The 26,911-nt window shown below is 68.8% G+C and carries 14 protein-coding genes and 1 pseudogene; 1 reads left to right on the top strand and 14 read right to left on the bottom strand.

The window, feature by feature from the left end; genetic code table 11:
- Positions 1 to 2 precede the first annotated feature (2 nt).
- Together RCH07_RS07240 and arsB are read right to left on the bottom strand one after the other, a co-directional pair.
- Positions 3 to 425 carry an arsenate reductase ArsC gene (locus RCH07_RS07240; protein WP_326966786.1) on the bottom strand — a complete coding sequence of 141 codons (423 nt, stop codon included), beginning with the start codon at positions 423 to 425 and terminating at the stop codon, positions 3 to 5.
- Positions 426 to 459: 34 nt separating this feature from the next.
- Positions 460 to 1,557, bottom strand: coding sequence for an ACR3 family arsenite efflux transporter (gene arsB / locus RCH07_RS07235; RefSeq protein WP_326966785.1), 1,098 nt, complete (start codon positions 1,555 to 1,557; stop codon positions 460 to 462).
- A 109-nt stretch (positions 1,558 to 1,666) separates the two neighbouring features.
- Here arsB and RCH07_RS07230 point away from each other — a divergent pair, with 109 nt between their 5' ends.
- Positions 1,667 to 2,017, top strand: coding sequence for an ArsR/SmtB family transcription factor (locus tag RCH07_RS07230; RefSeq protein ID WP_326966784.1), 351 nt, complete (start codon positions 1,667 to 1,669; stop codon positions 2,015 to 2,017).
- Between the two features lie 30 nt (positions 2,018 to 2,047).
- Here the strand turns inward: RCH07_RS07230 and arsA are convergent, their stop codons facing one another.
- From arsA to RCH07_RS07170, 12 genes and pseudogenes are all read right to left on the bottom strand, one after another.
- Positions 2,048 to 3,811: an arsenical pump-driving ATPase gene (gene arsA / locus RCH07_RS07225; RefSeq protein WP_326966783.1), complete on the bottom strand. Its 1,764-nt coding sequence runs from the start codon at positions 3,809 to 3,811 to the stop codon at positions 2,048 to 2,050.
- 7 nt (positions 3,812 to 3,818) lie between these two features.
- Entirely contained in the window at positions 3,819 to 4,211 is a 393-nt protein-coding gene (gene arsD, locus RCH07_RS07220) for an arsenite efflux transporter metallochaperone ArsD (RefSeq protein WP_326966782.1), read from the bottom strand.
- A gap of 93 nt (positions 4,212 to 4,304) precedes the next feature.
- Positions 4,305 to 8,750 (bottom strand): FtsK/SpoIIIE domain-containing protein, encoded by a 4,446-nt coding sequence (locus RCH07_RS07215; RefSeq protein WP_326966781.1) that lies wholly within the window; start codon positions 8,748 to 8,750, stop codon positions 4,305 to 4,307.
- Positions 8,747 to 9,481 (bottom strand): hypothetical protein, encoded by a 735-nt coding sequence (locus RCH07_RS07210; RefSeq protein WP_326966780.1) that lies wholly within the window; start codon positions 9,479 to 9,481, stop codon positions 8,747 to 8,749. The genes RCH07_RS07215 and RCH07_RS07210 overlap by 4 nt, the downstream gene beginning before the upstream one ends.
- Before the next feature lie 25 nt (positions 9,482 to 9,506).
- Entirely contained in the window at positions 9,507 to 11,156 is a 1,650-nt protein-coding gene (locus RCH07_RS07205; protein ID WP_326966779.1) for a serine/threonine-protein kinase, read from the bottom strand.
- Positions 11,153 to 12,877, bottom strand: coding sequence for an FHA domain-containing protein (locus RCH07_RS07200; RefSeq protein ID WP_326966778.1), 1,725 nt, complete (start codon positions 12,875 to 12,877; stop codon positions 11,153 to 11,155). The genes RCH07_RS07205 and RCH07_RS07200 overlap by 4 nt, the downstream gene beginning before the upstream one ends.
- Positions 12,878 to 13,123: 246 nt before the next feature.
- A pseudogene (locus RCH07_RS07195) lies at positions 13,124 to 14,003 on the bottom strand (PP2C family protein-serine/threonine phosphatase); the annotation flags it as partial.
- Positions 14,000 to 15,583 (bottom strand): RDD family protein, encoded by a 1,584-nt coding sequence (locus RCH07_RS07190; RefSeq protein WP_326966777.1) that lies wholly within the window; start codon positions 15,581 to 15,583, stop codon positions 14,000 to 14,002. The gene RCH07_RS07190 and the pseudogene RCH07_RS07195, both read right to left, overlap by 4 nt.
- A complete protein-coding gene (locus tag RCH07_RS07185) occupies positions 15,580 to 18,201 on the bottom strand; it encodes a transglutaminase family protein (protein ID WP_326966776.1) in 2,622 nt (873 codons plus the stop codon). The genes RCH07_RS07190 and RCH07_RS07185 overlap by 4 nt, the downstream gene beginning before the upstream one ends.
- Complete coding sequence (locus RCH07_RS07180) at positions 18,198 to 19,529, bottom strand: DUF58 domain-containing protein (RefSeq protein ID WP_326966775.1); 1,332 nt, start codon at positions 19,527 to 19,529, stop codon at positions 18,198 to 18,200. The genes RCH07_RS07185 and RCH07_RS07180 overlap by 4 nt, the downstream gene beginning before the upstream one ends.
- A 73-nt stretch (positions 19,530 to 19,602) precedes the next feature.
- Positions 19,603 to 20,574 (bottom strand): AAA family ATPase, encoded by a 972-nt coding sequence (locus tag RCH07_RS07175; protein WP_326966774.1) that lies wholly within the window; start codon positions 20,572 to 20,574, stop codon positions 19,603 to 19,605.
- An 88-nt stretch (positions 20,575 to 20,662) separates the two neighbouring features.
- Positions 20,663 to 26,731 carry an Ig-like domain-containing protein gene (locus RCH07_RS07170; protein ID WP_442784784.1) on the bottom strand — a complete coding sequence of 2,023 codons (6,069 nt, stop codon included), beginning with the start codon at positions 26,729 to 26,731 and terminating at the stop codon, positions 20,663 to 20,665.
- Positions 26,732 to 26,911 lie beyond the last annotated feature (180 nt).

Raw genomic sequence — 26,911 nt, 5'->3', positions numbered from 1 at the left:
TCCTATTTGGCGGCGGGGGTGAGGGAGGCGATCAGGTCCTCGATGCGGGACCTGATGTCGTCGCGGATGGGGCGGACGGACTCGACGCCCTGGCCGGCCGGGTCCTCGAGTTCCCAGTCCTCGTAGCGCTTGCCCGGGAAGATCGGGCAGGTGTCCCCGCAGCCCATGGTGATGACGACGTCGGATTCCTTGACGGCCTCGGTGGTAAGGACCTTGGGGATCTCGGCGGACATGTCGATGCCGAGTTCGGCCATGGCCTCCACGGCGGCCGGGTTGACCGTGTCGGCGGGCTGGGACCCGGCGGAGCGGACCTCGATCCGGCCCTGGGACAGGGTGGTGAGGAAGGCGGCAGCCATCTGCGACCGTCCCGCGTTGTGGACGCAGACGAAGAGGACGGAGGGCTTCCGGGCGGTTTCGGTGTTCAAAAGTTTCTCCTGAAGATCGTGACGGGACGGGCGATTAGCGGACGGCGGCAGGAGAAGCGAAGTAGCGTGTGCGGGCCCACAGGGCGACATATACCAGTGCAACAAGAACGGGGACTTCGATCAAGGGCCCGACGACGCCGGCGAGGGCCTGCCCGGAGGTGACGCCGAAGGTGCCGATCGCCACGGCGATGGCTAGTTCGAAGTTGTTTCCCGCCGCGGTGAACGCGAGCGTGGTGGTTTTGGCGTAGCCGAGGTCCAGCCACTTCCCGATCAGCATGCCGGCAGCGAACACCACCAGGAAGTAGACCAGCAGCGGGAGGGCGATCCGGACCACGCCCAGGGGGCGGGAGGTGATGGTCCCGCCCTGCAGGGCAAAGAGCAGGGTGATGGTGAAGAGCAAACCGTACAGGGCCCACGGGCCCAGCTTCGGCAGGAAAGCGCCCTCGTACCAGTCGCGTCCCTTCGCTTTTTCGCCGATGGTGCGGGTGAGGAAGCCGGCCAGCAGCGGAATGCCCAGAAACACCAGCACGGAGGCGGTGATGGACCAGAAGGAGAAATCGGCGCTGGTGGTGGGCAGGCCCAGCCAGGCGGGAAGCAGCTGCAGGTAGAACCAGCCGAGGGCCCCGAAGGCAATAACCTGGAAGACGGAGTTGATGGCCACCAGGACCGCCGCAGCCTCGCGGTCCCCGCAGGCGAGGTCGTTCCAGATCATCACCATGGCGATGCAGCGCGCGAGGCCCACGATGATCAGGCCGGTGCGGTACTCGGGCAGGTCAGGGATGAAGATCCAGGCCAGGGCGAACATCAACGCCGGCGCCAGCACCCAGTTCAGCACCAGTGACGTGATCATCAGTTTCCGGTCACCGATGACGCGGCGGGCCTGGTCGTAGCGGACCTTGGCGAGCACCGGGTACATCATCACCAGCAGCCCGACGGCGATCGGCAGGGAGACCTCGCCGACCTTGACCGCCTCAAGGGCGGTGTTCAGCCCCGGGATGAAGCTGCCCAGAAGCAGGCCCAGGACCATCGCGGCGATAATCCACACCGGCAGGAAACGGTCCAGGATGGAGAGTCTGCCGACGACGGCAGCCTCACCGTCAAGGACGGGTGACGGGGTGGTTTGGGTGCTCACGGGGCTCCTGTGCTGCCCGGCTGTGCTGCCGGACGAAAGATTGATAAGTGTCGATATGAAGTATTCCCAACTATATCGATGAATGTCAATCTGCATGCATAATAGAAACATGAATTCTCTGCAAACTGTTGGGACGGCCCTCGACGCCGCCTGCTGTGCACCGTCAGGTCAGCTTGCCCTCAGCGCAGAGGATGCGCTGCGCAAAGCCGCCGTCTTCAAGGCGCTTGCCGACCCCAACAGATTGCGCCTGCTTTCCATTGTCAAGGGCGCCGACGCCGGGGAGGCGTGCGTCTGCGACCTCACCGAACCGCTGGATCTGGGGCAGCCCACCGTGTCGCACCACCTCAAAATCCTGGTCGACGCCGGCCTGCTGCACCGCGAAAAGCGCGGCACCTGGGCGTATTACTCCCTCGTCCCCGGCGCCATTGAGCAGACAGCCGGGCTTCTGGCGTCCCTGTAGGTCACAGGGCGGCGGGGCTGTGGTTCCGCGTTAGGCAGGCAGGCAGCTGAGGGCGGTCAGGGCCGACAACTTCCCTTCACCGACGGGCTCTTCGGGCAGCAACGGGATGAGGGCAACCCGGCCCGTCAGGGTGTGCACCTTGGCGATCTGTTCGATTTCGCTCGCGGCGCGGGCACGCAGGAACGGCGTCTGCGGGTGTGCGGCGGCGATCGAGTTGTTGATGACCCAGGCCCACGGGTGAATCCCGGCCCTTTCCAAGTCACTCTTCAACTCTTCGGCCTCAAGCACGGGTGTCGTTTCGGCAAGCGTGACGAGAACAACCTTGGTCTGCGCCGGATCCTGAAGCCGCATCAGCGGCGTCACGAACCCCATGGTGTCGCCCACCTGGCGGGAGATCTCGCGGTGGTAGGAACCCGTGGCATCCAGGAGCAGCAGCGTGTGTCCGGTCGGTGCCGTGTCCATCACCACGAAGTGGCGGCGCGATTCCTGGACCACCCTGGAGAACTGCCGGAACACAGCCACCTCCTCCGTGCACGGGGACATCAGGTCCTCGGCGAGGGCCGCGCGTCCGTCATCGTCCAGACTCCGGCCCCTGGTCTCCATCACATGGCGTCGGTATTCCTGGATGGCCGCTTCCGGATCGATGCGCGAAACCGTCAGGCCCGGGATGGAACCGTGGAGTGTCTCGGTGAGGTGCGCTGCCGGATCAGTCGTGGTGAGGTGGACCGCATGCCCGCGTTTGGCCAGGGCAACCGCGATGGCGGCAGCAATGGTGGTCTTCCCCACCCCGCCCTTGCCCATGCACATCACCAGGCCGTGACCGTCGAGCTCCACTTCGTCCACCAGGACAGCCAGCGGAGCGTCCTCCACTTCGGTGACCAGCGCCGCGTCAGCAGTGATACCGGCGCCGGACGTGGCCGCGAACAGGGACTCAAGCGCCGGAATGCCGACCATATTGCCCGGCTTCAGCTCCAGAACATCGCGGGGAAGGCCAGCGACCGCGGCGGGGATGGCAGCGATGGCAGCAGCTTCCCTGGCCCGGAGGGCCTGCGCCAGCTCCTCTCCACCGGCGGCTTCCGGCAGGACGCCGTTGACCACGACGTAACCGCCCCCGATGCCGATCTGGTTGAGTTCGAAATACGTCCGCTCAATCTCACTCAGTGACGATGTCTGCGCACGGCTGACCAGCACAAGACGTGTACGGGCCGGGTCCGTGAGGGCCTGGACTGCCTTGGCGTATACCCGCTTGTGCTTCTCAAGTCCTGACATGGGGCCCAGGCAGGACGGGTCCCCCTTGCCTGCCGCCAAAAAATCGGTCCATGAGCCAGGCAGCTGCAGAAGGCGGATCGTGTGACCCGTCGGGGCGGTATCGAAGACGACGTGGTCATACTCCCCGTAGGCGGTCCCGTCGGTGAGCAGGTTGGTGAACTCGTCGAAGGAGGCGATCTCCGTGGTGCAGGACCCCGAGAGGCTCTCGGCGATGCCGGCCAGTTCAGTCTCGGGCAGGAGTCCCCGGACGGGTCCGATAATCCGTTCCCGGTAGGCCTCGGCTGCCTGCTCCGGGTCAATTTCCAGCGCAGAGAGGCCCGGAACATCATGGATGGCAGTGACGGTGTTCCCGATAGTCAGACCGAAAACCTGCCCGACATTGGATGCGGGGTCGGTGCTGACCAGCAGGACCTTCCTACCGGTCTTAGCCAGGGTAAGCGCTGTTGCACACGCTACGGAGGTCTTGCCCACCCCGCCCTTGCCGGTGAAGAACAGGAACCGGGGCGCGTTTTGGAGGAACTTCACGCCGGACCTAGCAGCAGCTCGTTGAGCCGCCGCAGCAGCCGCCGGACTTTTCACTCACGCCGAGTTCCGGGCGGGACTGCGGTTCGACGCCGGCTCCGGCCAAGCCGGCCAACCCCAGCAACTCTCCCCGGCTCGGATAGGTCCCGGTGGCGACCGTGACGCCGTCGACGATGGTGAGTGGGAGGCCCTTGGATCCGACCAGGTGCATAAATCCACGGACCGTCCCGTCATCCGCGAAGGCGGTCGGTTCGCTGGCGAGGTTGTAACGGGCAATGTCGGCACCGAGGCCCTGGAGGTAACGCACATCCGCGGTCACATCCACCAGGGACTGGTCCACGTCGGGACCGCAAACACCGGTATCACAGCAGAGGGCGGATTCGTAGATTCGGATAGCAGGCATGTGGTTCTCCTTGGATTGCGGTTCCCATCAGTGTATCGATAATCATCGATACATATAAGGGGTGCCGGGAGTGACATCGGCGACCCGTTCCGCTTAGTTCCGGTTCCCGGGAGGCAGGGCGATCTGCAGCTTGCGGACCTTGCCGCGGCCCACGATGTAGCCGCGGCCGGGGATGAACTCGGTGCTGATCCGGCCCAGCGGGGTGCTGAGCAGGCTGTCGCCGTCGATGTCGCCGGGGTTGAGCAGCAGCCCGCGGCGACCGGACTTGAACGGCTGACCGAGGGACCAGGCCGAGGACCAGGTGGACGTCTCGGATTCGCCCACCACCCACTGCTCGGCCTTGATGGAGGCCGTGACGAGCCGCTCGATCCCGGACTCCGCGCCGGTGTCAGTGAACTCGGTCAGGCCCTCGATGAAGATGGCCAGCTTGCCCGGTGTCCCGGTCGAGTAGTCCACCAGTTCGTCGATCGCTTCCTCGACGTCGTCCGCGCCCACCACGGAACGGTCCCAGATCTTCAGCGTCGCCGCGGCGGAACGCCGGGAACCGACATAGATCAGTTCGACGCCGGGGTTGGACCGCCGCAGTGCGTACGCCAGGGTCACCAGCGCCACGGTGCGGCCCGAGCCCGGCGGACCGGCGAGCAGGAGCGGGCCCTTGGCCAGGATCTCGGCCGGCTGGAGCGTCTCGTCGTCGACGCCGATCACCGGCAGGTCCGGGCCGCCCGCGGGCAGGATCTCGAGGTCGATCTGGTCCGGTAGGCGTTCGATCTGCGGGGCGCGTTCCACGCCCTGGCGCAGCATGGCCTCGCTGAGCTTGTGCACCTCGCGGGCCTGCACGGCCAGGTTGGAGTTGCCGCCGAGGACCGCGAGCTGCACCTCGAGGTTGCCCAGCAGGCCGCGGCCCGGAGGCGAGGCCGCCCCCAGGACATCCTTGGGCACGTCCATCGACAGGTAGTCGTCCTCGGAGGAGAGCCGGAGCACCAGCCGGCGCTGGATCGAGGCCAGCAGCGAGGCCGGCACCGAGTTGGGCCGGTCCCCGCTGACCACGAGGTGGATGCCGAGCGGCCGGCCGTCGGTGGCGAGTTGCAGGAAGATGTCCCACAGCGCCGAGAGCCTGCTGTATTCGTAGGCTTCGCGGAAGGCTGACATACCGTCCACCAGCACGAAGATCCGCTTCTCCGCCGGCCGGTCCGCCAGTGTGCGGTACTCCACGATGGTGGACGCACGGACTTCCGAATACCGTGCCGACCGGTCGTCGGCGAGCTCGCGCAGCCAGCGCAGCAGCCGGCCCACGCGTTCGACGTCGTCGCCGCTGATGATCTCGCCGACATGCGGGAGCTCGTCGAGCATCTTCAGCCCCGCGGAACCGCAGTCGATGCCGTAAACGTTGACCGGGCCGCCGCGCGGGGTGATTGCGGCGGCGATGGCGATCCCGAGCAGGGCCGCGGACTTGCCCGAGCCGCCGGTGCCGTAGACGGCCATGTTGCCGTCCCGGTCCGGTTCATAAAACACCGTGGGCTGGTCCTGGTGCGCCGGGTCGTCCGCCACACCGAGCAGGAGCCGCTCATCGGTGCGGGGGTTCGGCAGCCGGGAGAAGTCGTAGCTTGTGGCCAGTTCGTCTAGCCAGGGTTTGCGCGGCGGCTCGATGGAAAGCACATCGGCGGCCCTGACGATGTTGGCGGTCATCCGGGCGATGTCGTTGGGTCCGGCCGGTTCTTCCTTGACCGGGGTCCCGGGAGCCGGCGCCGCCCAGGCGGGACCGGAGCCGAACGCCATCTCGACGATCTCGATCTGCGGCCGCTGCGGCTTCTCCGTGGTCCAGCCGCCGGCGTAGCCGGTCTGGAAGCCCTGGATCCGGCCGGGGCCGGTTTTCGCCGCGCCCCGGCCGGGGATGGACGGGTCGAAGTAGGCCGCGGTGGGCACGCCCAGGATGTCGACCGCGTCGTCCTCATCGGCCATCCGCAGCGCCACGCGGAGGTTGGTGTTGGCGCGCAGGCTTTCCTTGATCACGCCGGCCGGGCGCTGGGTGGCCAGGATCAGGTGCAGGCCCAGGGATCGTCCGCGGGCGGCGACGTCCACCACGCCGTCGACGAACTCGGGCACCTCGGTGGCCAGGGCAGCGAACTCGTCCACGATGATGACCAAGTAGGGCGGCGCGTCGGGGTCCGCCTCGCGCTGGAGTTCCAGCAGGTCCTTGGCCTTCTTCCGGTTGAGCAGCCGCTCCCGGTAGTGCAGCTCGGCCCGGAGCGAGGTGAGGGCGCGGCGGACGAGGTGCTGGGACAGATCGGTGACCAGGCCCACGGTATGCGGCAGCTGCAGGCAGTCCGCGAACGCGGCGCCGCCCTTGTAGTCCACGAACAGGAAGCTGACCCGGTCCGGGCTGTAGGCCGCGGCCATCCCCATCACCCAGGACTGCAGGAACTCGGACTTGCCGGCGCCGGTGGTGCCGCCGACGAGGGCGTGCGGCCCCTCGTTCTTCAGGTCCAGGTAGAGCGGTTCGATGCCCTTGGAGCCGACCAGGGCCCGCAGCGTGCCGTTGTCCTTGCGGTTGGGCACGGCGGAGGCGCGGACCGAGTTGTTCTCGGTCCAGCGTTCGGCCACGGCCGCCGGGCTGTCCAGGAAGTCCTTGCCGATCAGTGTGGCGTAGGAGACCGCGCGGGGCAGGTCCGAGTCGTCCTCCAGCGGCTTGCCGACGTCGATGACCGGTGAGAGCATCCGGGCGAGCTGGCCGGCGAGCCCGGCGTCGAGGCTTTCGCAGCTCACCGGGAACGTGTGCCGGCCGAGCCGGACCTGCCCGGTGGTGGTGCCATGTTCGCCGTCGACCGCCATGAAGTCCCGGCACGCGGCGGGAAGCTGCTGGACGGAACTGGCCACCCACATGACGTGCACGCCGGCGTCCGGGCCGCGCTCCAGCATCCGGGTGAGCCGGCCGCGGTCCACCGGGGCGTCGTCCTCGACGATCACCAGTACGGTGGGCAGCAGCGGCGCCGACACCTCGGCGGCGAGCGGGTCGACGCCGGGCCGCAGCGCCGGGCGCGGTCCCTGGGCGGCCGCCTCGCGCGTCTCGATCAGGTCCTCGATCCGGGACAGCAGGGCGGAACCGCCCGCGGGACCCGCCGCGAGGTGGTCGCCGGCCAGCGGGCTGTGGCCGGAGCCGACGTGCGGAAGCCATTGCAACCACCCCCAGCGTTCCTTGGACTGCGCCGAGGTGATGGCGGTCAGGACCACTTCCGCCGGCGAGTGCAGCCCCACGAGCTGCAGGATCATGCCGCGCGCCACATCGTCCACCAGGCCGCGGGACCCGGCCAGCCCGAAGGAACCGGCCGAGCGCAGCTGCGAAACAACGGGCACGCCCTCGACATCCCGGAACTGCGCCATACACTCCTGGATTTCCTGCATGTACTGGGCTTCGGTGTCGTTGCTGTTCGGCTCCTCGAACAGGATCCGCGAGGGCGAGGTGCCGAGGCCGAACCGCAGGCCCAGGAAGCCGGTGTGTTCGGGGCGGTGCGTCCAGAGCAGCGGTCCCAGCTGGTAGATCGAGTCCACGGTGTCGCTGACCGAGGGCGCTTCCTGCAGCCGGACCGAGCGTTCCACGTTCTGCAGCCGGGTGATGTCCTGCCGGAACGCGGCCATCGACTCGCGGAACTGCTTGAGCTGTATTTTGGTCTCCCGTTTGGTCTGCAGCAACTGGTCCACGTAGTGCCCCACGATGAACAACGGCATCATCATCATGAACACCACGGAGAGCACGTTCTGGGTGACGGCGAACAGGATGCCGCCCATCATCAGCGGCGCGAGCAGCATGATGTACGGGAAGGCGTGGGGTTCCTGGCGCTTCGGCCCGGCCGGCAGCATGCGTTTCTGCGGCTCGAACCGCGGCACCACGCGGGGCGAGCGGTTGAAGTCGATCAGCGGGGAGCTCGGGGCGGAGCTGTGCCCGGTGCCGAGCGAGACCACGGAGACAGTGGTGTCGCCGAGGGTCACGGTGTCCGAAGAGTTCAGCGTGGCGCGGGTCACGGGGAGGCCGTCCATCAGCAGGCCATTGGCCGAATTCGTGTCCACGATCTCCACCGTCTCGCCCACCGTGATGCGGGCGTGCCGCTTGGAGGTGAGCGGATCCGTCAGCCGGAGGTCGACGTCGCGGTCCCGGCCGATGTAGCTGGTGCCTGACGGCAGCGAGAATTCACGCCCGACGTCGGGACCGGAGAGCACCCGCAGCGTCGCCGCCGCGGGACCCCGGTTCGCCCCGGGCGTCCCGAACTGCTCACTCACCTGGGTCAGGGACACGATGGACCCCGGGCGCAGCCCGGATTCGAGCAGGTTGTCCCTGCGGTCCAGAACAGTGCCCTTCATGCCGCCGGCGGCGAAGGCCTCCTCGATACTGAGGGACAGGGTGGACGGCGGCAGGGTCCCCCGCCGTGCCGGGTCCGCCGCCCAGAGCTGGGTGGCGATGTCCGCCACTGTGGCGAGCCCGTCGACGGTGACGGCAAGGTCTTTGGCGGCGGCCGGGTCGCGGCGCAGCGTCAGTCGGATTCTCACGCGTCGTCGGTTCCGTTCAGTTTGTCAGCGGCGGGCTTTTCAGTATTGTGCTTGTCAAGCAGATGCAGGTCAGCGGCCGTCACAAGGTGGGAGGTGACGGCATGTTCCACGAGCCGTGCGCGGCGGTTCGTGGCGAGTTTTCCGCCGCCGCCCCGCAGGCCGGCGACGCCTACTTTGTCCAGCTTGTCGCACACGTTGTCCAGCTTTCTGTTGAACCGGGTCAGCGCCCAGCCCAGTGTCCTGGCGGCGTCCGAGGACGAGGGGATGGCGCTGAAACCGGTCCCGTCGCGGCGCAGTATCGGTTCGGCGAGGGCCACAATCAGGGCTTTCTGCGAGTCGGTGAAGATGACCGGGCCAATGGTGGTATCCCCGCCGCTGTCCTTGTCGCGGGCTTCCTGCCGGAACGCGGGCGTCTTTAGGTGCACGGCGAACTCGTAGGTGGTGGGGCCGGCGGTGAAGATGACGTTGGTGTGGCTGAAGACCAGCGGGATCCGGGCGCCGGGCGAGAGCCAGGCCTGCATCCCGCCGGAGGCATCGGCGATGGTCGCGCAGAGCATGCTGCCAACGTTGCTGAGCCACCAGATACCGTCGTACCGCGCGATCTGCAGGAACTGCCGGTGCAGGTACGGGTTGTCATCCACCTCGAGGTCGCCTTCGCGGCCGATGCTGAAAACGTCCTCGTCCGAGGGCTCGTGCCACTCGCCACAGAAATCTATTGCCAGATCCCCCATCAGCCGTGCCTCCCTGACTTGTTGCTCATTTGCTGACGCAGCCGATGGAGTCTTCACCCAGCGGGGAGGATGCCCCATCACTGCGGACAATCATGACCTGGATGCAGCTGGGCTCCGCCGGATTGGCCGCCATTTCGGCCCTGGGCTCGGCGGTGGCCTGGTACGTCCCGTCGGCTTTGAGCGTGTGGACCCGCCACTTGTAACTGTCGCCGGGTTTCGGTTGCGGGTTGGTCCAGCTGAACAGGATCTTTCCCGAGGGCCCGGCCACGCCCACGAGGTTCACCGCGTCGGGAACGGTGCCGCTGTCCAGGGCATCCGCCGGCGGCTTGCTGACCTGGTCAGCGGCCTTGGGTGCCGGCTCGGACCGCGTGGCGCCCGCGATGATGCCCAGCACGACGGCGGTCACCAGCACGGTGCCGCCGACGACTGACAGCATCAGGTTCCGGCGCCCGTGCCCGGCCGGGTGCTCCGCACCGGTGCTCCCGCCGCTGTCGCCTAGGTGAGCCGCCGCGCTGGCGCGGTTGACCGTCGCGGCGAGGTCGTCGTCGGGCGCGGCCGTCCGGGCGGCAGTCCCGGGAGGTCCGGGAGCGTCGAAGCCGGGCAGCGCCGGTGGGCGCCGGACGGTTGCGTGGTTGCTGGTGGTGTTGTGGTCAACGGTGGAGCCCGTTGAGCCCGAAGCGTCATTCAGGATCCGGGCCGGGAAGGTCGGGGCCTGGCCGGTGGCATCCGGGTCGATCGAGGCGATGCTGCGGACGCGGGTTTCCTCGAAACCGTCGTCGGGGTGGTGTTCTTCCGGCCGCGGCTCTTCCAGGACCTCGAAGGGTGTGACGGCGAGGTTAAGTTGGGCCTGGACCCGCTGCAGGGCCAGGGCGAAAGCGTGGGCCGAGGAGTACCGGGCGGACGCTGACTTGGCCATCGCCGTCGCCAGGGCCAGTTCCAGGGACTGCGGCACATCGGCGCGTCCCAGTGCGGGCACCGGCGTGTTGGTGATCCGCGAGATCAGCTCGCGCTGGGAGTTGTCCGCGCCGGGCAGCACAAACGGCGAACGCCCGGCGAGCAGTGTGTAGAGCGTGGCGCCGAGCGCCCAGACGTCCACCAGGACGCCGTCGACGTGCTGGTCGGTGAACTGTTCGGGCGGGGACCAGGGGATGGACATGCCCGCGTCCTCGTCCGTGTCCCCGGCAAGGGTGCCGGAGATGCCGAAGTCGGTGAGCGCGGGCCGGTTGTAATCGGTGACCAGGATGTTGGCAGGCTTGATGTCGCGGTGCGCGATGCCGGCCCGGTGGGCGGTCTCGACGGCGGACGCCACCTGGATGCCTACCGTCAGTGCCTCGTCCACGCTGAAGCGCTGCCGGCGGTAGCGGACATCCAGGCTGGGCCGGGAGCAGTACTCCATGGCCAGGTAGGAGTGCCCGGCGTCGGTGATCTGGGCCTCGAAGATCGTCACGATATACGGGTGCGAGGACAGCTGCGCCATGAGGTTCGCTTCGGATTCGAAGCGGCGGCGCGCGCCCTCGGCCAGGAGGCTCGCCAGCAGCACCTTGACGGCCACCTTGCGGCGGGGCCGGTCCTGCTCGTAGAGGTAGACGTCGGAGAATCCGCCGGACCCGAGCAGGCTGATGTAGGTGAAGCCCGGAATGACCGGCGGCGGGGCTACAGACCGTTTTGAACTCACGGAATCTCCTCAAAGCGCAGCGAAATGCCGTCGCCTACGTCTGCGATGTCGCCGTCGAGCAGGATCGCCATTTCGCCCTGGGCCAGCCGCCGCGGGGGCTGGCCTTCGCGCACCAGGACGGTTCCGTTGGTGGCCTTGAGGTCGCACAGCATAACGTGCCAGCCTTCCAGCCGGACCTCAACGTGCGAGCGGGAGATGTCACCGCCGGGGCTGGCCACCTGGACCAGCCTGGGCATCACTGCACCCTGGACACGGGATACCGAGGGCTGGCGCCCGACGATGAGCGACTGGTCGAGGTTGATCAGTTCGCCGGTGGACAACCTCATCCGCCCCAGCCGGGGCCGACGGACCTGGACCCCGTCGCCGGGCAGCGGCAGGCTGCAGCGGCCGCACTTCGAGTAGGTGGACGGGTTGGCGTGGCCCTGCGGGCAAACCCGGGCCAGCACCATGGGGCCGGTGGTGGGTTCCGGCATGCGCGGAGCCCCTGGCGCGGTTCCGGCTGGCCGGAGCGGGCCTGCGGCGAGGTCGCCCTTCATGATCGTCTGGCCGTCGTGGTCCGCATCCGGCTCCGACTGCGCGGCTAATGCCTGCAGCTGGCCGGGCACCACTTTTGGCGGCACTGCTTTTGGGGGCACTGCTTTTGGGCGCACTGCTGTCCGGGACGCCGACGACGACGAGCCGTTGCCTCCGGTGTGCCACGGCACGGAGTCGATCAGCCCGGCGGGTACCACCGGGCGCGGCGCGGCCGTCGGTCCCGGAGCGGCGTCGGATTCCGCGGATCCCTCGCCCGGGGCCGGGGCCGGCTGGGCGGTCGCGGGTTCCGGAGCAGATGGCGCCGGGGTGGAACTTCCGACGGCGGATTCCGCGCCGGCGTCGGGGTCCTCGCGCACGGCGGCTTCCTCGATGGTGCGCATCACCGTCTGTTCCCAGAGGTGGTCGTAGCTGTCAGCCGGTTCCGGTTCCGGATCGGCTTCCGGATCGGCTTCCGGTTCGGGTTCGGCCTCCGGTTCCGATTCCTGCATGGTCCCGCGGAGGTCAGGGTCGAATTCCTCGTCCTCCTCGTCGAGCTCCAGCATGGTATCGGCGGAGGCTCCGTGCTCGCCCGGTACGGCAGCGATGTCAACCTCGGCAACGGTGGGTAGTTCGGGAGTCGGGACCACCTCGACCGCGGCGTCGGCTTCCGGCGGTGAGGCGGGCGCCACAGCAGACGCTGGCGCAGGCGCCACATCAGACGCCGCCGAACCGGAGACGTCCATCCGCAGCCCCTGCAGCCGGACCACCCCGTCGCCCAGCGGCAAGTCCAGGGTAGATCCACCTGAAACGACGGTATCCGCACCCGCGCCGGGAATGCCCACGGCATAGCCGGCGGCCGAGACAAAGCGGCGTTCCGTCCAGGTGGTGACGTCGCGTCCGCTCAGTTCCATCGGCCCGGCGGGCATCTGGACCCTGAGATCGATATCGCCGCGCAGGAACACGTGCATCGCGTTCCTGGCGTCCACGATCCCAAACCACGGCATCCGGGACAGGGAAACGCCCGAGGCCGAGGTCACGGCGTCCAGCACCTCGTGAGCTTCGGGCCCGGTGGCCAGCAGCTCCCACAGAGATTCGACCAGCGCGGGAGTGGTGTCCGGGGGCAGCAGCACCACGGTTCCGGAGCGCACCACCCCGAGCCAGGTCCCGGGCGTGTACCGGGCCGCAGCCGGGGCGTTAACGCTTGCCATCATCCGCGCCCTTGCCAGGCTCGACGTCCTTGCCAGGCTCGACGTCCTTGCCAGGTTCGAAGCCAGCGCCAGGTTCGAAGCCAGCGCGAGGTTTGATACCGGAGCCACGCTCCGTGTCGGCGGCAGGATCGGCGTCGACGGCAGGCCCGGTGTCCGGTAGTGGCCAGTTCACGGACACCGCGTCGATCCCGTCAACCGCGTCGATCCCGGCCGCCGCTTCCCCGTCGGGGACGATTTCCAGCACATCGGTCCGCGGCAGAGTGTCTTCGTCCGCCGCCGCAGTGCGCGGCGCTGTCAGGGCGGCGCCGTCGTCGTCGTTCGTGACGTTGGATGCGTCCAGCACGATGCAGGTGACGTTGTCCCGGCCGCCGCTGCGCAGGGCCGCCTGGATGAGTTCGTCCACAGCGGCCTGGGGGTCGGCCTGGGAGCGCAGGATCCGGGTGATGTGGTGGTCGCTCAGCTCACCGTTGAGCCCGTCGGAGCAGACCAGAATCCGGTCTCCTTCATCGACGGGCAGGAGCCAGTAGTCGGCCTCGGCCCCTCCGCCGGCGCCCAGGGCCCGGGTGACCACGTGGCGGCGCGGGTGCACCGCGGCCTGGGCCTGGGTAATCTGCCCGGCGTCCACCAGTTCCTGCACCTCGGAGTGGTCCACACTGACCTGGCTGAGCCTGCCGTGGCTGAGCCGGTACGTGCGCGAGTCGCCGATGTTCAGGACCAGCCAGTACGGGACCCCCAGCTGTTCCACCACCACGACGCCGGACAGCGTCGTGCCGGCGCGGGAACCGGTGGCCTCGCGGATGCTCTCGTCAGCCATCAGCAGGTAATCCTGCACGACGCCGGCGGTGGCGTCCCGCTTCCCGCTCGCCAGCTGGGGGATCCGGGCGAGCGTCCGGACGCAGATGCCGCTCGCGATCTCGCCGGCCTCGTGCCCGCCCATGCCGTCGGCGACGGCGAACACGGGATCGGAGGCGATGTAGGAATCCTCGTTCATCTCACGGCGCAGGCCGCGGTCGGTGCCGTAGCCGCAGTTAAGCCGCAGGCCCAGGGGTGCGCCGGCGGCGGGTGTCCCCACGGCGGGCGCTTCTGACTCAGCGGAGGGGGGAACGGCGGCCGGATGGGAATTCATGCCTGTCCTAGGTAGAAGGAGCGGTCACCGAAGTGGACGGTGGAACCTGGGCGGACGTGGGTGGGCTCCCCCGCCGCCAGGGCGGTACGGATCCCGTCCGGGGTGGTCACGGCGCTGCCGTTGGTGGAGTTCCGGTCAGTGACCCATACTCCCCCGTTTCCGGCGACGAGATGGAGGTGGGTCTTGGAAATGGACCGGCCGGGATCCGCGACCGGGATGAGCTGCACCAAAGCCTCGCCGGGGTGTCCGGCGGGGTTCCGGCCGACCAGCACCGTGCGGTCCAGCTCAACGTCGCGGCCGTCGTCGAGCCGGATCCGGAGCATGGCCACGGTGACCGGGGCATGGGTGTCGCCGCGGACCTGGGTGCGGTCGTGGTCATCATCGGGGTGGGCTGCCGGCGGAAGCGCAGCCGGCTGCGTGGGAGGAGCGAAGGAGGCAGGCTGGAAGGCGACGGGCGCGGGCTGCGCCGCAACCGGCTGCGCGGTGATCGGCTGCACGGTGATCGGCTGCGCGGTGATCGGCTGCGGTGCCGCGGGCGGCTGCCACTGGTTGGGGTTGTGCACGGCAGCGCCCGGCGCAGCACTGTTGTTTGGCCCGGCGCCGCTCCCAAGACCGCCGCCGTTCCCACGGGCGCCGCCGTTCCGGAGCCCGGCGCCCGCGAGCGGCGAGGCGACCTGCTGGACCGCCGGGAGGTCAAGGGGCGCGAAGCTGTACGGGCCCTGGATGCCGCCGGTGGTGATCGGATTGCGGCCGGCCACCACGTTAAAGACGAGGGTCTTGGCGGCGGTGTCGTGCCAGCCGCGGAGTTTGCCGTTGCGGTCCCACGCGCTGGACAGCACCACAAGGACGGCCCACGCCGAGCCAAGGACCAGCAGCGGTCCCAGCACCACCAAGGCGACGCCGAACCACTGGAAAACAACCAGAATGGCGGCCGCGACGACGGCCAGCAGGATGCCGGCGCCGGTGATGAGGCCGCGCAGGAAGACGGCTCCCCCGCCGGGGGCGTCGCCGTCGGCATCGGTGCTGCGGATCCCCATCAGGCGGTTGCCGGGGGTCACGCCGGAACGGGCTTCGAGCATCGCGAGGACGCCGATGTACACGAGGGTCAGCCCCACGCCGATGCCGCCCAGAAGCACGACGGCGGACGTGTCGTACACGATCATGCCGCCGCTTTGGCTGCGGGTGATGCCGGCGAATCCGCTCGCAAACAGCACCGTGAGCACCACCAGGGCCGGCAGCCAGTCCAGCACCGCGGCACCGAACCGTTTTCCGGTGTCGGCGGGAACCAGCTCAAGCCTGCTTGGCATCAAAGGACCTCCCCCTTGTCCATGGCCCGTGACCGGGCCCTGCGTTACGGGGATACTACCGGGGATCGGGCCGGAGCGCCCGACGCCGGGGTTCCCGCCGCCCGCGGCCCCTTCAGCAGTCGTGTCTGCACCCTGCGGCTGGGGAAGGTCCCGCGCGTTCCGGGAACTCCGCGCGGAGCGGTTGCTCAGGGGCGCACCGCAGGAGGTGCAGAAGGCGGCTCCCGGCCGGAGCGGCTGCTGACAGCGCGGGCAGCGCTCGGCGTCGTCGGTCATGGCTCGTTGCGGTTCTTCCTGGCGGTCTGGCTGGCGGCGGCTGCAGCAGCGGCGGCGGCGGCATTGATGCGGGCCGCCGGCACCGGATCGGTCTCCACTCTACCGGCGGACACTCTACCGGCAGTCCCCGTACCGGCGGGCACGGTACCAGCGGGCTCGCCCGACGGCGCCGCGGATCGTCTCCGGCCGGGCAGCACGGGCCGGAGTCCGCGCCGTTTGAGCGCGGCCCGGCCATCGGCCAGCAGGGAGCGCGGCGAGAACCGGGCCCGCTGCCGGCCCCAGAAACCAAGCGTCCCGGTCATCTCCTTGAGCGAGCCGTCCACGATCTCCCAGTACTGCGTCACCTCGTCCTCGCTCGGCTGGCCGGCGCCGAAGATCGCGGCGTCGGCACGGCGGGCCAGCAGAGTGGTGGTGCCTTGCGTCGCCGGGAACGCATCCGCGAGGACGGCGGCGGACTCGCGCCGGGTGGCGCGCTGGTCCATCCCGGCGCCGAGGTCGGTGGCCAGGCTGAGAACCTCGTTCCAGCCGCCGCCCACCCGCTGGGCCGGGTGGCCGTCGCTGAAGCGGGCCTTCCGGCGCCGTGATTTGAGCAGCGCGATCAGCAGCAGCGGCAGCGCCAGGATCGCCACGGGGATCAGCGCGAAGCCGATCGCCGCGAGGAGAGGACCCCAGAACAGCCAGGGGTTGTTCTTCTTCTCGTCGGCGTCCAGCGCATCCGGCGCGGAATCCGGCGGGAGGTCCGCGGGTTCCTGCGGCGGGGGCGGCGGCTGCAGCACCTGCGGCTTGGGCTTGGACTTGTTCTCCGGATCCGGCGGGATGGGCACGTTGTCCTTGGGCGGTGTGGGGTCGAAAGACACCCAGCCCACGCGTTCGAACGCCACTTCCACCCAGGCGTGGACGTCCTTGCCGGTCATCTTTACCTCGCCGGCGCCGTTTTCCGGGCTCTTCGGATCCGGGTAGAAGCCCATCACCACACGCGACGGGATGCCCAGGTGGCGCAGCATCAGCGACATCGCGACGGCGTACTGTTCGTCGTCGCCGAGCATCTGCTTGGCCGTGAGCAGGCTGCGGATGCGGTTGGCGCCGTGGCCGGAGACGCTGGGCAGCTGGCCGTCGGCTATCAGGCCGTTGCTGAAGGCGCCCTTTTTCTGGAAATGCGCCTCAACCTGGCGCACCCGGTCGATCGCGGTGGGCGCGTCGGCGGCAAGGTCATTGGCCTGGGCACCGATCACGGGCGGGACCTCGGCCGGGTCCGGGAGGGACAGCCTGGCGAAGTCGTACTGGGTGAGCTGTCCGTGGCCCAGCCTGGCGGGGTCGGCCACCTGGACCCGGTAGGAATCGCCTTTGGCGAGTCCCTTGGTGGTCACGGCGGTGTCCGTTCCGGCGTTGAAGTACAGCCCCGCGGCGGCGCCCGATCCGTCGCGGGCGAAACTGATTCCGGTGGTCCTGCTGCCGCCGGGAAGGAAGTAGCCCTGGTAGTCCTCGATCGTAATGTCGAGGGCGTAGTTGGTGCTCTGCACAATCCCGGTGGAGTCCGCGGGCGTGTTGATGGACTTCGCGTCTCCCACCTTGCTGAAGCTGCCGGAGCCGTTCGGGTCCATGTTGTAGTTGGTCCCGTTGAAGGAATCAAGGGCTGCGAGGCGCACCCGGGCGTCCTTGGGCAGGCCCTTCACTACGAACAGGCTGTCATCCTTCTGGTCCTTGACGAACGTGCGGAAGCTCGCCAGCGGGGTGACGTAGTCCTTGGGATCGAACGGCGGGACAATCGTGTTGCGCAGCACCCGGCGGTCATCCCCGGCGGTGACCAGCGGGGAGGCGACGGCGGTGATCCCGACGGCGGCCGCGATCACCGCTGCGGCTGTCCCCAGCCGGCGGAGCTTCGCCGCGCGGGCCGTGGCCTGGTCCGCCTCCAGCCGGTTGACGGAGACCTTGCGGGTGTCGCTGCGGCGGAGCACGTCACGGCGGAACGTGGCCCAGGCGATCGCGACGACGGTGAGCGAGATGCCCCGTTCCACCGTCAGGAAGCCTGCGTTGGTGCTGAAGGCGATGCCGGTGACGAACAGGACCAGCACCGGCAGCAGCGGCCAGTACGGGTTCTTGAGCCGCCAGATCAGCAGTCCGGCGGCGAGGGCGGTGATGAGCGAGCTCAGGAACGGCACAATCAGGGTGCCGCCGGCGGTCCCCACCGGCACACCCACGGTGAGCATGTCCTTCCACGCGAGCACCACGCCCAGCAGGAGGGTGCGCAGCGAGTCGAGCGTGGGCAGCACGCCCGCGATCGACGCGTCCGGGACGGCCAGGGCTGTGCCGAGGACGAGGTAGGCGCCGAGGGCCAGGGCGCTGGTGATGAGCAGGCCCAGGCGGAAGTGCACGTTGGCCGCGGCGACGGCCAGGCCCAGCAGGATGCCGCCGAAGCCCGCGATCAGATAGTAGGGGTCGCCGCCGAAGCTGAGGCTGAATCCGAGCACGCCGAGGCCCAGCAGCAGGGTGAGGGCGCCGGCGTCGAGCGCGCTATGCCAGAGCGGCTGGCCGTCCGCGAAGCCGGAAGGCGTCGGTTGGAGATTGCCGGCGGCGGCACCTCTGGCGGCACGCCGGGAGGTCCGGGGTGCCGTGCTCATGCGGCCGCCTTCCGCAGCACGATCGCCAGGTCCGACAGGTCGCCGAGGGTCAGTACGGTCAGGTCGCCGATGTTGGCCCGGGCCGGCGCGGCGCCGAGCTCGAGCCGGACGGCCAGGCTGCGCACTCCGACCGGCACCGAGGCCGAGGCGGAGCGCAGCTGGCCGGGGGTGATGTTGCTGCCCACCACAAGGAACACCACGGAGGCGTTGGGGACGGTGTCCGCGAGCGTCCGGGCAAGGTCGACGGCGGTCTTACGCATCGGCGCCCCGACGATCCGGGTCATGTCATCGAGTAGGTTGCGGCCGGTTTCGCAGCGCAGCGGGCCTTTCTGGGTCAGCACGTCGAGGTCGCGTTGTTCCCGGATGGCCTGCCGTCCGATCGAGGCGGCGGCGCAGATAGCCAGCTCGAATTCCTGTTCCGAGGCGTATTCGTCCGTGTTGATGGACAGCGAGATGGCGAGGTGGGCGCGGCGGGTTTCCTCAAACTGGCGGACCATCAGCTTGTTGGTCCGGGCCGTGGTCTTCCAGTGGATGTGCCGCCGGTCATCGCCCGGAACGTAGTCGCGCAGTGCGTGGAAGGACACGTCCGCGCTGGAGAGCTCGGTGGTGGGCATACCCTCGAGGTCGCGGATGAACCCGGCGGCCGAACCGGCCAGCGCCACGGTCCTGGGGTGCACAAAAAGGTCCTCCGGTTCGGTCCACAGGACCTGGCGGCGGAGCAGGTGCAGCGGATCCGCGCGGACGGAGCGGACGGGGCCCACCACGATCACGGCGCGGCGTGCGGTGGGGATGGTAAACAGGTCCTCGTGGACCTGCTGCGGTTTCATCCGGGGCAGGTGGAACACGGCGGTGCTCCCCCCGACGGGAAGCTCAAGGTCAGCGGGAAGCAGCGGGCGCTCGGAGGTGTTGGCGACGGCGATGCTTCCGACGGCGCTGTCCCCCACTGCTACGCGGGTGCGGGCCAGGTCCAGGACCACGCCGTAGGAGGAGCGGCCCAGGATGAAGCCGACGGCGAGGACGAACAGCACAAAGGCGGCGATCGCGGCGGCCTTGGCTTCCTGCCAGCCGAAAGCCTGGCCCACCGTCCAGAGCAGGATCGACGCGGCCAGCACGGACCAGCCCAGGACACTGACCACCGCCAGCACCGGCCACGCGTACCGCAGCCAGAGACCACGGACCGCGCCCCAGGCGGGCGCCAGGGCGAGGCCGGCGGTGCTGCCGGCCTCGGACCAGAGGGAGGCGGGATGCAGCCGGGTGGGCCTGCCGTCCCGGTGGAAGGGACGTTTCAGGCGGTCAGCCAGCCGGGTCAACGGAGTGCTGGTGGACATTGGGTGCCTTCGTTCGTGCTGGGAATCGTGGGTGCCGCGGTGCCGACGGAGCCGGTGGCCGGTGGGGATCCGGCTACACGGAAGCGCGCTGCTGCGGCGCGGCGACGTCGGCCATGACGCGGGTCAGCACGGCGTCGGCGGTGGCGCCGGCGAACTCCGCTTCCGGGTCTATCACCAGGCGGTGCGTCCAGAGAACGGCGGCGATGTCCTTGATGTCGTCCGGCAGGACGAAGTTGCGGCCCTGGCTGGCGGCCCAGACCTTGGCGGCGCGGACCATGGCGAGGGCGCCGCGGACCGAGACGCCGAGGCGGGTTTCCGGGGCGCTGCGGGTCTCTTCGCAAAGCCGGGAGATGTATTCCAGCACGGCGGTATCCACGTGCACGGTGGCGGCGAGGTCCGCCATGTCCGCGATCGCCTGGGTGGTGATGACGGCGGTAATGTCCTTGGACCGGTCCTTGAGGTTGGCGCCGCCGAGCAGCTGCACGGTGGAGGCGTGGTCCGGATAGCCGATGGAGGTTTTGATCAGGAAGCGGTCCAGCTGGGCCTCGGGCAGCCGGTAGGTGCCGGCCTGCTCGATCGGGTTCTGGGTGGCCATCACCATAAAAGGCCGGCCCGCCTCGTAGGTGGTGCCGTCCACCGTGACGCGGGATTCCTCCATGACCTCCAGCAGCGCCGACTGGGTCTTGGGCGAGGCACGGTTGATTTCGTCGGCTAGGACGATGTTGTTGAAGATGGGGCCCTTGTGGAACTCGAACTTCTGCGTCTTCTGGTCATAGATAGTCACGCCCGTGACGTCCGAGGGCAGCAGGTCCGGGGTGAACTGGATGCGGTTGTTGGAGCCCTGCACAGTCGCGGCGAGGGCGCGCGCCAGCGAGGTCTTGCCGGTGCCCGGTGCGTCCTCGAAGAGGACATGACCCTCGGCCAGCATCGCCATGAAGGTCAACCGGATGACATGGGCCTTGCCGAGCACGGCCTGGCCCACGTTGTCGACGAGTTTCTCGAAGGTGCCGGAAAACCATTCGGCCTGTTCGGTGGTCATGGTCATGGGGTGGTCCTGTTCTGTTTCTGGTGAAGGTTCTTAGTGCGCCGCCGCCGGGGGGCCGCGATGTCCGGTGTTGTGGGGAGGGCTGACATCAGCAGCCGCCGGGCCGCGTTCCGTAAAGATCCACTGTGGTGGACTTGACGAACCAGCCCGGGTGGCTGCCCTGAGTCACGCGGTACCAGGGGGTGCCGTTGTTGTAGATGTCCTTGGTGCAGTTGATGTTGAGCCTGCCCTCGGTCCGTTCCACCCAGCCGGCGCCGCAATCCTTGGGCGGGCCGTCGCTGTAGGAATCCCTGACGCCCGGCTGGCCGGGGCACGTCCGGACGGTGGAGGCTTCCACCTGGATCTGGGACAGCGGCGGTGTGGGATCTGCCCCGGAACGGGCCGTGGCGGTATCGTTACCGCTGCAATCCTTGATCCCGTCCGTACCGTTGCAGGCGCGGACCTTCAAGCTGTGGTCCTGGCTCCAGCCGCCAGCGTTGCGGTCGTAGCGGCGGTCCAGGCCGACGCTCGTCCAGCCGGTGTTGTCGTAATTCACTTCGTACCGGTTAATTGGCCGCCCGTTGGCATTCGGCTCCGTCCAGGTCCAGTGCACCTGGCCGTCCCCTACGCCGGAGGTACCGCCGGTGACCCTGGGCGCTTCCGGCGGGCCATAGGGCACGGCCGACCCGATCGCCTTCCCGTCGCCGGCCACGTTGTTCTTCGTGGAGGTGGCAATGATGTTGACGGTGACGTTCTGGCCGTTCGGCTGGCCGGTGATGGTGCCGCCGCCGGCGTTGATCGGGCCCGAGCCATGGGCCGTGGACCAGCGGTAGCTGATCTCCGTATCCTGGGAGCCGTTGCGCTGGGCCGGGGTGAGCGGCGTAAACGTCACGGTCAGCTGACCGTTGCTTCCCGGCGCCGTTACGGTCCCGCTCGTGACGGTGCCGGGCTTGCCTGCTGCCCGGATCCGCGCGGACTGCGGACTCACGCCGGACGTGCCGGCCTTGTTGGTGGCCGAGACGGTGAACGTGTAGTCCGCCTCGGAGTTGTCCACCGTGACGTTTTGCGAGGTGCCGGAAACCTGCTGGCTCCCCACGGCGGCCCCGCCGCGCAACGTGGTCAGGGTGTACGCCGAGATGGCGTCGCCGTTGTTGTTCGGCGCCGGCCAGGAAACCTTGAGCTGGCTCTGCGCGCCCACGGAACCTGCCCCGCTGGCGCTGGGCGCCGCCGGGGTCACCGGCACCCCGGCCGGAATTTCCGCGGCCGAGTAGGCGCTCCATTCGGACGGATCCTTCGCGTCGTTCCGGGCCAGGACGCGGACCTTGTAGGCCACGCCGTTCCTGAGGCCCTTCCAGGCGTAGCTCACCGCGGTGAGGTTCTGGACCTGGGCGTTCTGCCCGGCCGGAGCCGGCGAGATCTCCAGGTCATAGCTCTTCACGGGCGAGCCCTTGGACGCCGGGGCCACCCACGTGACCGTGAGCTGCTGGTCGCCGAACTTCAATGCCGCCGCAGCCGGGGTGTCCGGCTTGACATCCGGGCGCACCTCGGCCGAGGCCGGGGAGCGCTCCGATTCGCCGAACTCGTTGCTGGCGGTGACCTGGAAGTGGTACTTGGCGTTGTTGCTCAGCCCGTTGAGGGTGCACGAGTTGGCCGGGCAGTCCTGGCGGTAGCCGCCTTCGCCGTAGACCGTGTACCTGGTGATCGGGGAGCCGCGGTCCGCCGGGGCACTCCAGTTCAGCAGGGCGGTCCGGTCCCCCACGCTCTGCGCCTGGGGTGTGGCCGGAGCAAGGGGCTTGTCCTTGACCGTCAGCCGGACCCGGGCCGTCGCGTAACGGGAGGATTCCGCGGTCTTGTCGGAAACCGTGTACGCAACAATCAGGGTTCCGGAGAAGCCCGCAGCGGGGGTTACCGTCACGGCGTCGCCGTTGACCGCTGCGCTCCCCTGGCCCGTCTCGGTGACGGCGGAGATGATCTTCAGCGCTGAATCCGGGAACGGGTTGGCGTCGTTCACCAGCACCCGGACGGTGACGGGCTTGCCGGCGGCGGCGTTGGGTTCCAGGTCGTCGTTGGCCACCGGCTTGGGCCGGTTGGAGGCCGTCACGGCCAGCTGGTAGGTGGCAGTCGCCTCCAGCCCCCGCGGGTCTTTGGCCTTGACCTGGACGGCGCCGGTGGTTCCGGCGGCGGTGCCGTCCTTCGCCGAGGCCTTCAGCGTCTTTCCGTCAAGGCCCGCGTCGAACCCTGCGGGGACATTGCCCACCAGCTCGTACTTCATCCGGTCCAGATCGCCGTCGTCCGGGTCCGTGGTGAGCCGGGCCAGGTCGGTGGTGGTGGAGTCCCACTTGGGTACCTCCACCTGGCTGCCCAGCAACACGGGCGGGTTGTTCCGGTTGGGGTCCGGCAACACCTTGGTGCGGATGCTCAGGGTCGCCTTGAGGCCGGCGGGATCGTCCGGGCCTGAGCCGTCCGTGACTTCGAAGCTGAGCGAGCCCGGGCCCACGTAGTCCTTGCCCGCGGTGTACTTCAGCGCGGAGCCGTTGTTGGCCACCGGGTCCGATCCGTCGGCGCCGATCAGTTTGATCCGGTCCGTCTGGGTCAGGCGGGGCGAGCGTCCGTCGCGGACCTTGACCCATTCCTTGAGGTCCACGGTGACGGACTTTCCGGCCACCACCTCGATGACCTCGTCCTTGGCCAGGGTGGGCACCTGCTGCCCCAGTCCCGGGACCCAGATGATCGCGGTGGACTTCTGCCCGTCCACGTCTTCCGCGGTGTAAGGGATGAGCTGCGGCTGTTCAGTCAGCTCCACGATCATGGTGCCCTCGGTACCGGGCCGGGCGGTCTTGGCTTCGGTGGCGATCTTGAGGTTTTCGCCCACGCCGTCGGGGTCCTCGTCGTTCTTGAGCACGGGCACGTCGACGGCGGTCCTGCCGAGGGTCTGCGCCGACGTCACCCGGTCGTCCCGGGCGATCGGGGCCAGCAGCGGCACGTCCTGCTGCACTTTGACGGCGATGGCGGCCTGGGCCGTGGCGCCCCGGTCATCGGCCACGGTGTAGCGGACGTTAACGGTGCCTTCCTCGCCCGGCGCCTGCAGGATGATGCGGCCGCTTTGTTTGCTGACGGCGGCCTGGAGTCCGGCGGCAGCCTCGATGCCGTCGCCGAGGATCCGGATGGGGTCGCCGTCTGGATCGGTGTCGTTGCCGGTCGCATCGACGGCGATCTGGCGGCCCGGCCGAACCTTGACCTCGTCGTCCACCGGGGTGGGCTTTTGGTTTGTGTCCCCGCGCGGGGCGATGCCCACGGTCACGGTGCCGGTGTTGACGGCGCCCTGCCGGTCCACCACCTTGTAGCGGAAGGTGTCCGTGCCTGCGCCGTCGCCGGCGGCGGTGAAGTCGATGAAATTGCTGCCCACGGTGGCGGTGCCCAGCGCGGGCGTGCTGTCGATGCCGGTCAGCTGGACCGAGTCGCCGTCAGGGTCGATCCCGTCCAGTTCCACCGGGATCCGCACGGAACCGGCGGCCACCACCCGCGCCGTGAGGTTTTTTGGCTGCGGCCGGGAGTTCTCGGCGCCTTCCAGCGGCAGGATGTGGATGGTGACGGCCGCCGCGCTCTTCTGCCCCTGCGGGTCCACCGCGTTGTAGATGGCGCGGACCGTCTTGGGGACCGGGCCGGCGATGAAGCGGAGCGAGTCTTCGGAGACGAAGCTCTTGCCGTCGGCCGCCGGAACGCCCTGCGGGAGCACCGGGTCAACGGTCAGTTTCTCGCCCTGCGGATGGGTATCGTTGGCCAGCACCGGGATGGTGACCACGTCGTTGACCCGCACATTCACCTCGTCCGGTTTGGGCTGCGGGGCCTCGACGACGGCGGGGGCCGGGACAGGGACCACCGAGACGCTGCCGGTGGCCGACTTGGTGCCGTTGGACATGGTGTAGCGGAAGGTGAACGGGTCCTTGGTGCCCACCACATCGGTGATCCGCAGGACGCTGTGATCGATCACGCTGACCGAGGCGGTGGAGTTTTCCTGGAGCTGCACGGACTGCAGGACCAGCACACCCCCGGAGGGATCGGAGTCGTTGGCCAGCGGGTCCAGCAGGACACTGCCGCCCACCGGCAGGAGGGCCACATCGTGTACGGCGACCGGGTTGCCGGTGTCCTTGCCGGATTCGACGTCCACCCGGATCAGGCCCTGGCTGCTTTGCGGGCCGTTGCTGGCGATGTACGTCAGGTAGACGGGGCCGGGGGTGTCGCTGCGGAAAGTGAACGTGCCGCCGTCGGTCACCGGGCCCAGCTGCGCCGTGCCGGCCGCTTCCACCTGGGCGAGGCGCAGCGCGCCGCCGTTGGGATCGACGTCGTTCTTCAGCGGAGCGATCACCAGGTCCTGGCCCGCCACGGCGGTCACGTGGTCCGCATTGACCACCGGTTGCAGGGCGCCGGGCGGCTGCACGTTCACCACAACCTTGCCGGTGGTGGTGGCGCGGCCGTCCCAGACGGACACGGTGACGGATTTCTTGCCCGGCGCGGCACCGGAGTCCTGGTAGGTGAGGAGCCCGTCGCGGCGGATTTTGACCTGGTCCTGGTCATTGTCGGCCTTGGCGTCCATCAGCACCAGGTCGTCGCCGTCGGGGTCGGTCCAGTCGGTGAGGATGTTCTGGCTGACGGACTTGCCCTGCTCCACCAGCATGGTGGTGGGGTCGCCGCGTTTGAACAGCGGCGGCTTATTCTCGTCGGGGCCCACCACATTGAGCGTGATGCTGCCTGCGGCGGTGAGGCCGCGGCCGTCGGCGGCGTTGTAGGCAAAGGTTTCGGTGCCGGGCTTGGCCTCCGCCGGCACGGTGATCTGGAAGGCCGTGCCGCCGTAGATATTTTCGAGGCTGCCCGCCTTCGGGCCGGCGTTGCCGACGCCGGCCGTGAGGACGTCGCCGTCGGGGTCCGAGTCGTTGTCCAGGACGGACAGGATGGTGGTGCGTCCCGGGCGGACGCCGACGGCGTCGGGCTTGGTTTCCGGCGGCCGGTTCGGTTTGGTGCGGTCCGGCAGGATGTTGATGGTGTTGTTGTCCGCCGACTCCTGGTCCTGATCATTGGACTGGTTCTTGGGCGGGACAACGTCGTCCCAGTTGTTGACCAGCTGCATGTTCTGGTTGACCAGCCACACGTTGCCGGAGTTCACGTCGTTGAGGACCACTAGGTCCCGGTTGACCCGGAAAGCGTACGACGGCGACGCGGACGCCTTGGGAACCGCGACGGTCTTATCATCCGCGTCATTTACACAATCGCGGACATACTTGTTTGCCCCGGACCACGCCGCGTGGATGCAGCCGCCCAGCTGCACCGGCGCCGCGGGAACACCCTGCCCGCCGAAGGTGACGGTCTTCGCCGTCGAACCGTCCAGCGGCTGTTTCAACAGCGCTTTGGGTGTGGCAATCGCGACGGCGTCCGCCGCCGGGCCGGAGAGCTGCAGCTTCGCTTCGCGGGCGTCGGCCAGGGCCAGTTCCCGGCCGCCGGGCAGGAACAACTTCCCCCGGCCGGCGTCGAGCACCACCGGCTGGTCCCCCACGACGGCCAGCTGCAGATCCCCGGTGCCCTTAAGCCCGTCCCAGGTGCTGGCTTTCGTCTCTTTGGCCGTGCCGTCGGCGTCCACCGAGGTCACCGTGATCTGTCCGGTTTTCGGATCCGCGCTGTAGATCCGGTCATCAGACCCCACCGCCGAGACGGTCCCCTCCGAGCCTTTCAGGACCGGCTCGGAATTTTCCTCGTCGAAGCCGTTGACCGTGGCGGGCGAGAGTGCCCACACCGTGCCCTTGGCCGCATCCGTCAGGGAAATGACCTTCGAGCCGAAGCTCACCTCCGCCGAGCCGGGAAGTTTCTTGTCCCCGCCCAGCCGCATCTGGGCTGCCGACACCTGGTTCAGGGTGGACCCGGAGCTGTCGTCAACAAACACGGTCCCGGCGTCCTGGAGCACGTCAAAGGTGGAGCTCGCCGGCGTGACGGCACCGTCCAGGACGCGGGAGGGATAGTTCAGCCGGCCCACCGCATTCTTGGACTTAGAGACCACCCACACGCCGCCGTCGTTCAACTCCACCTCGGTGGTCTTGAACCCCGGGTAGATGATGGCGCCGGTGATGAGCACCGCCGCCACGGAGGCGATGGCGGTACCGGTGATGAGCTTTTTGCGCCGTTTCGTCAATCCCGGCTTCCCCAACGTGCCAAACAGACGTCCCACAGCTTCAGATTTCCCTCAACATTGCATCGTGTTTCCCCCGGCAGGCCCGAGACAAGGCCGCCCACTCCCCGCGACAGCCTACCGAATGTTCCGGGACCGCGCGATGGGGAGGACTCCCCGCCGATTGCCTACTGCGGTGTCGGG

This window comes from Arthrobacter sp. CG_A4 (genome assembly GCF_035985125.1).
Lineage (GTDB): Bacteria > Actinomycetota > Actinomycetes > Actinomycetales > Micrococcaceae > Arthrobacter.
Note: the sequence above shows the minus strand (reverse complement) of the source record. Positions and strands in the feature narration are given on the sequence as shown.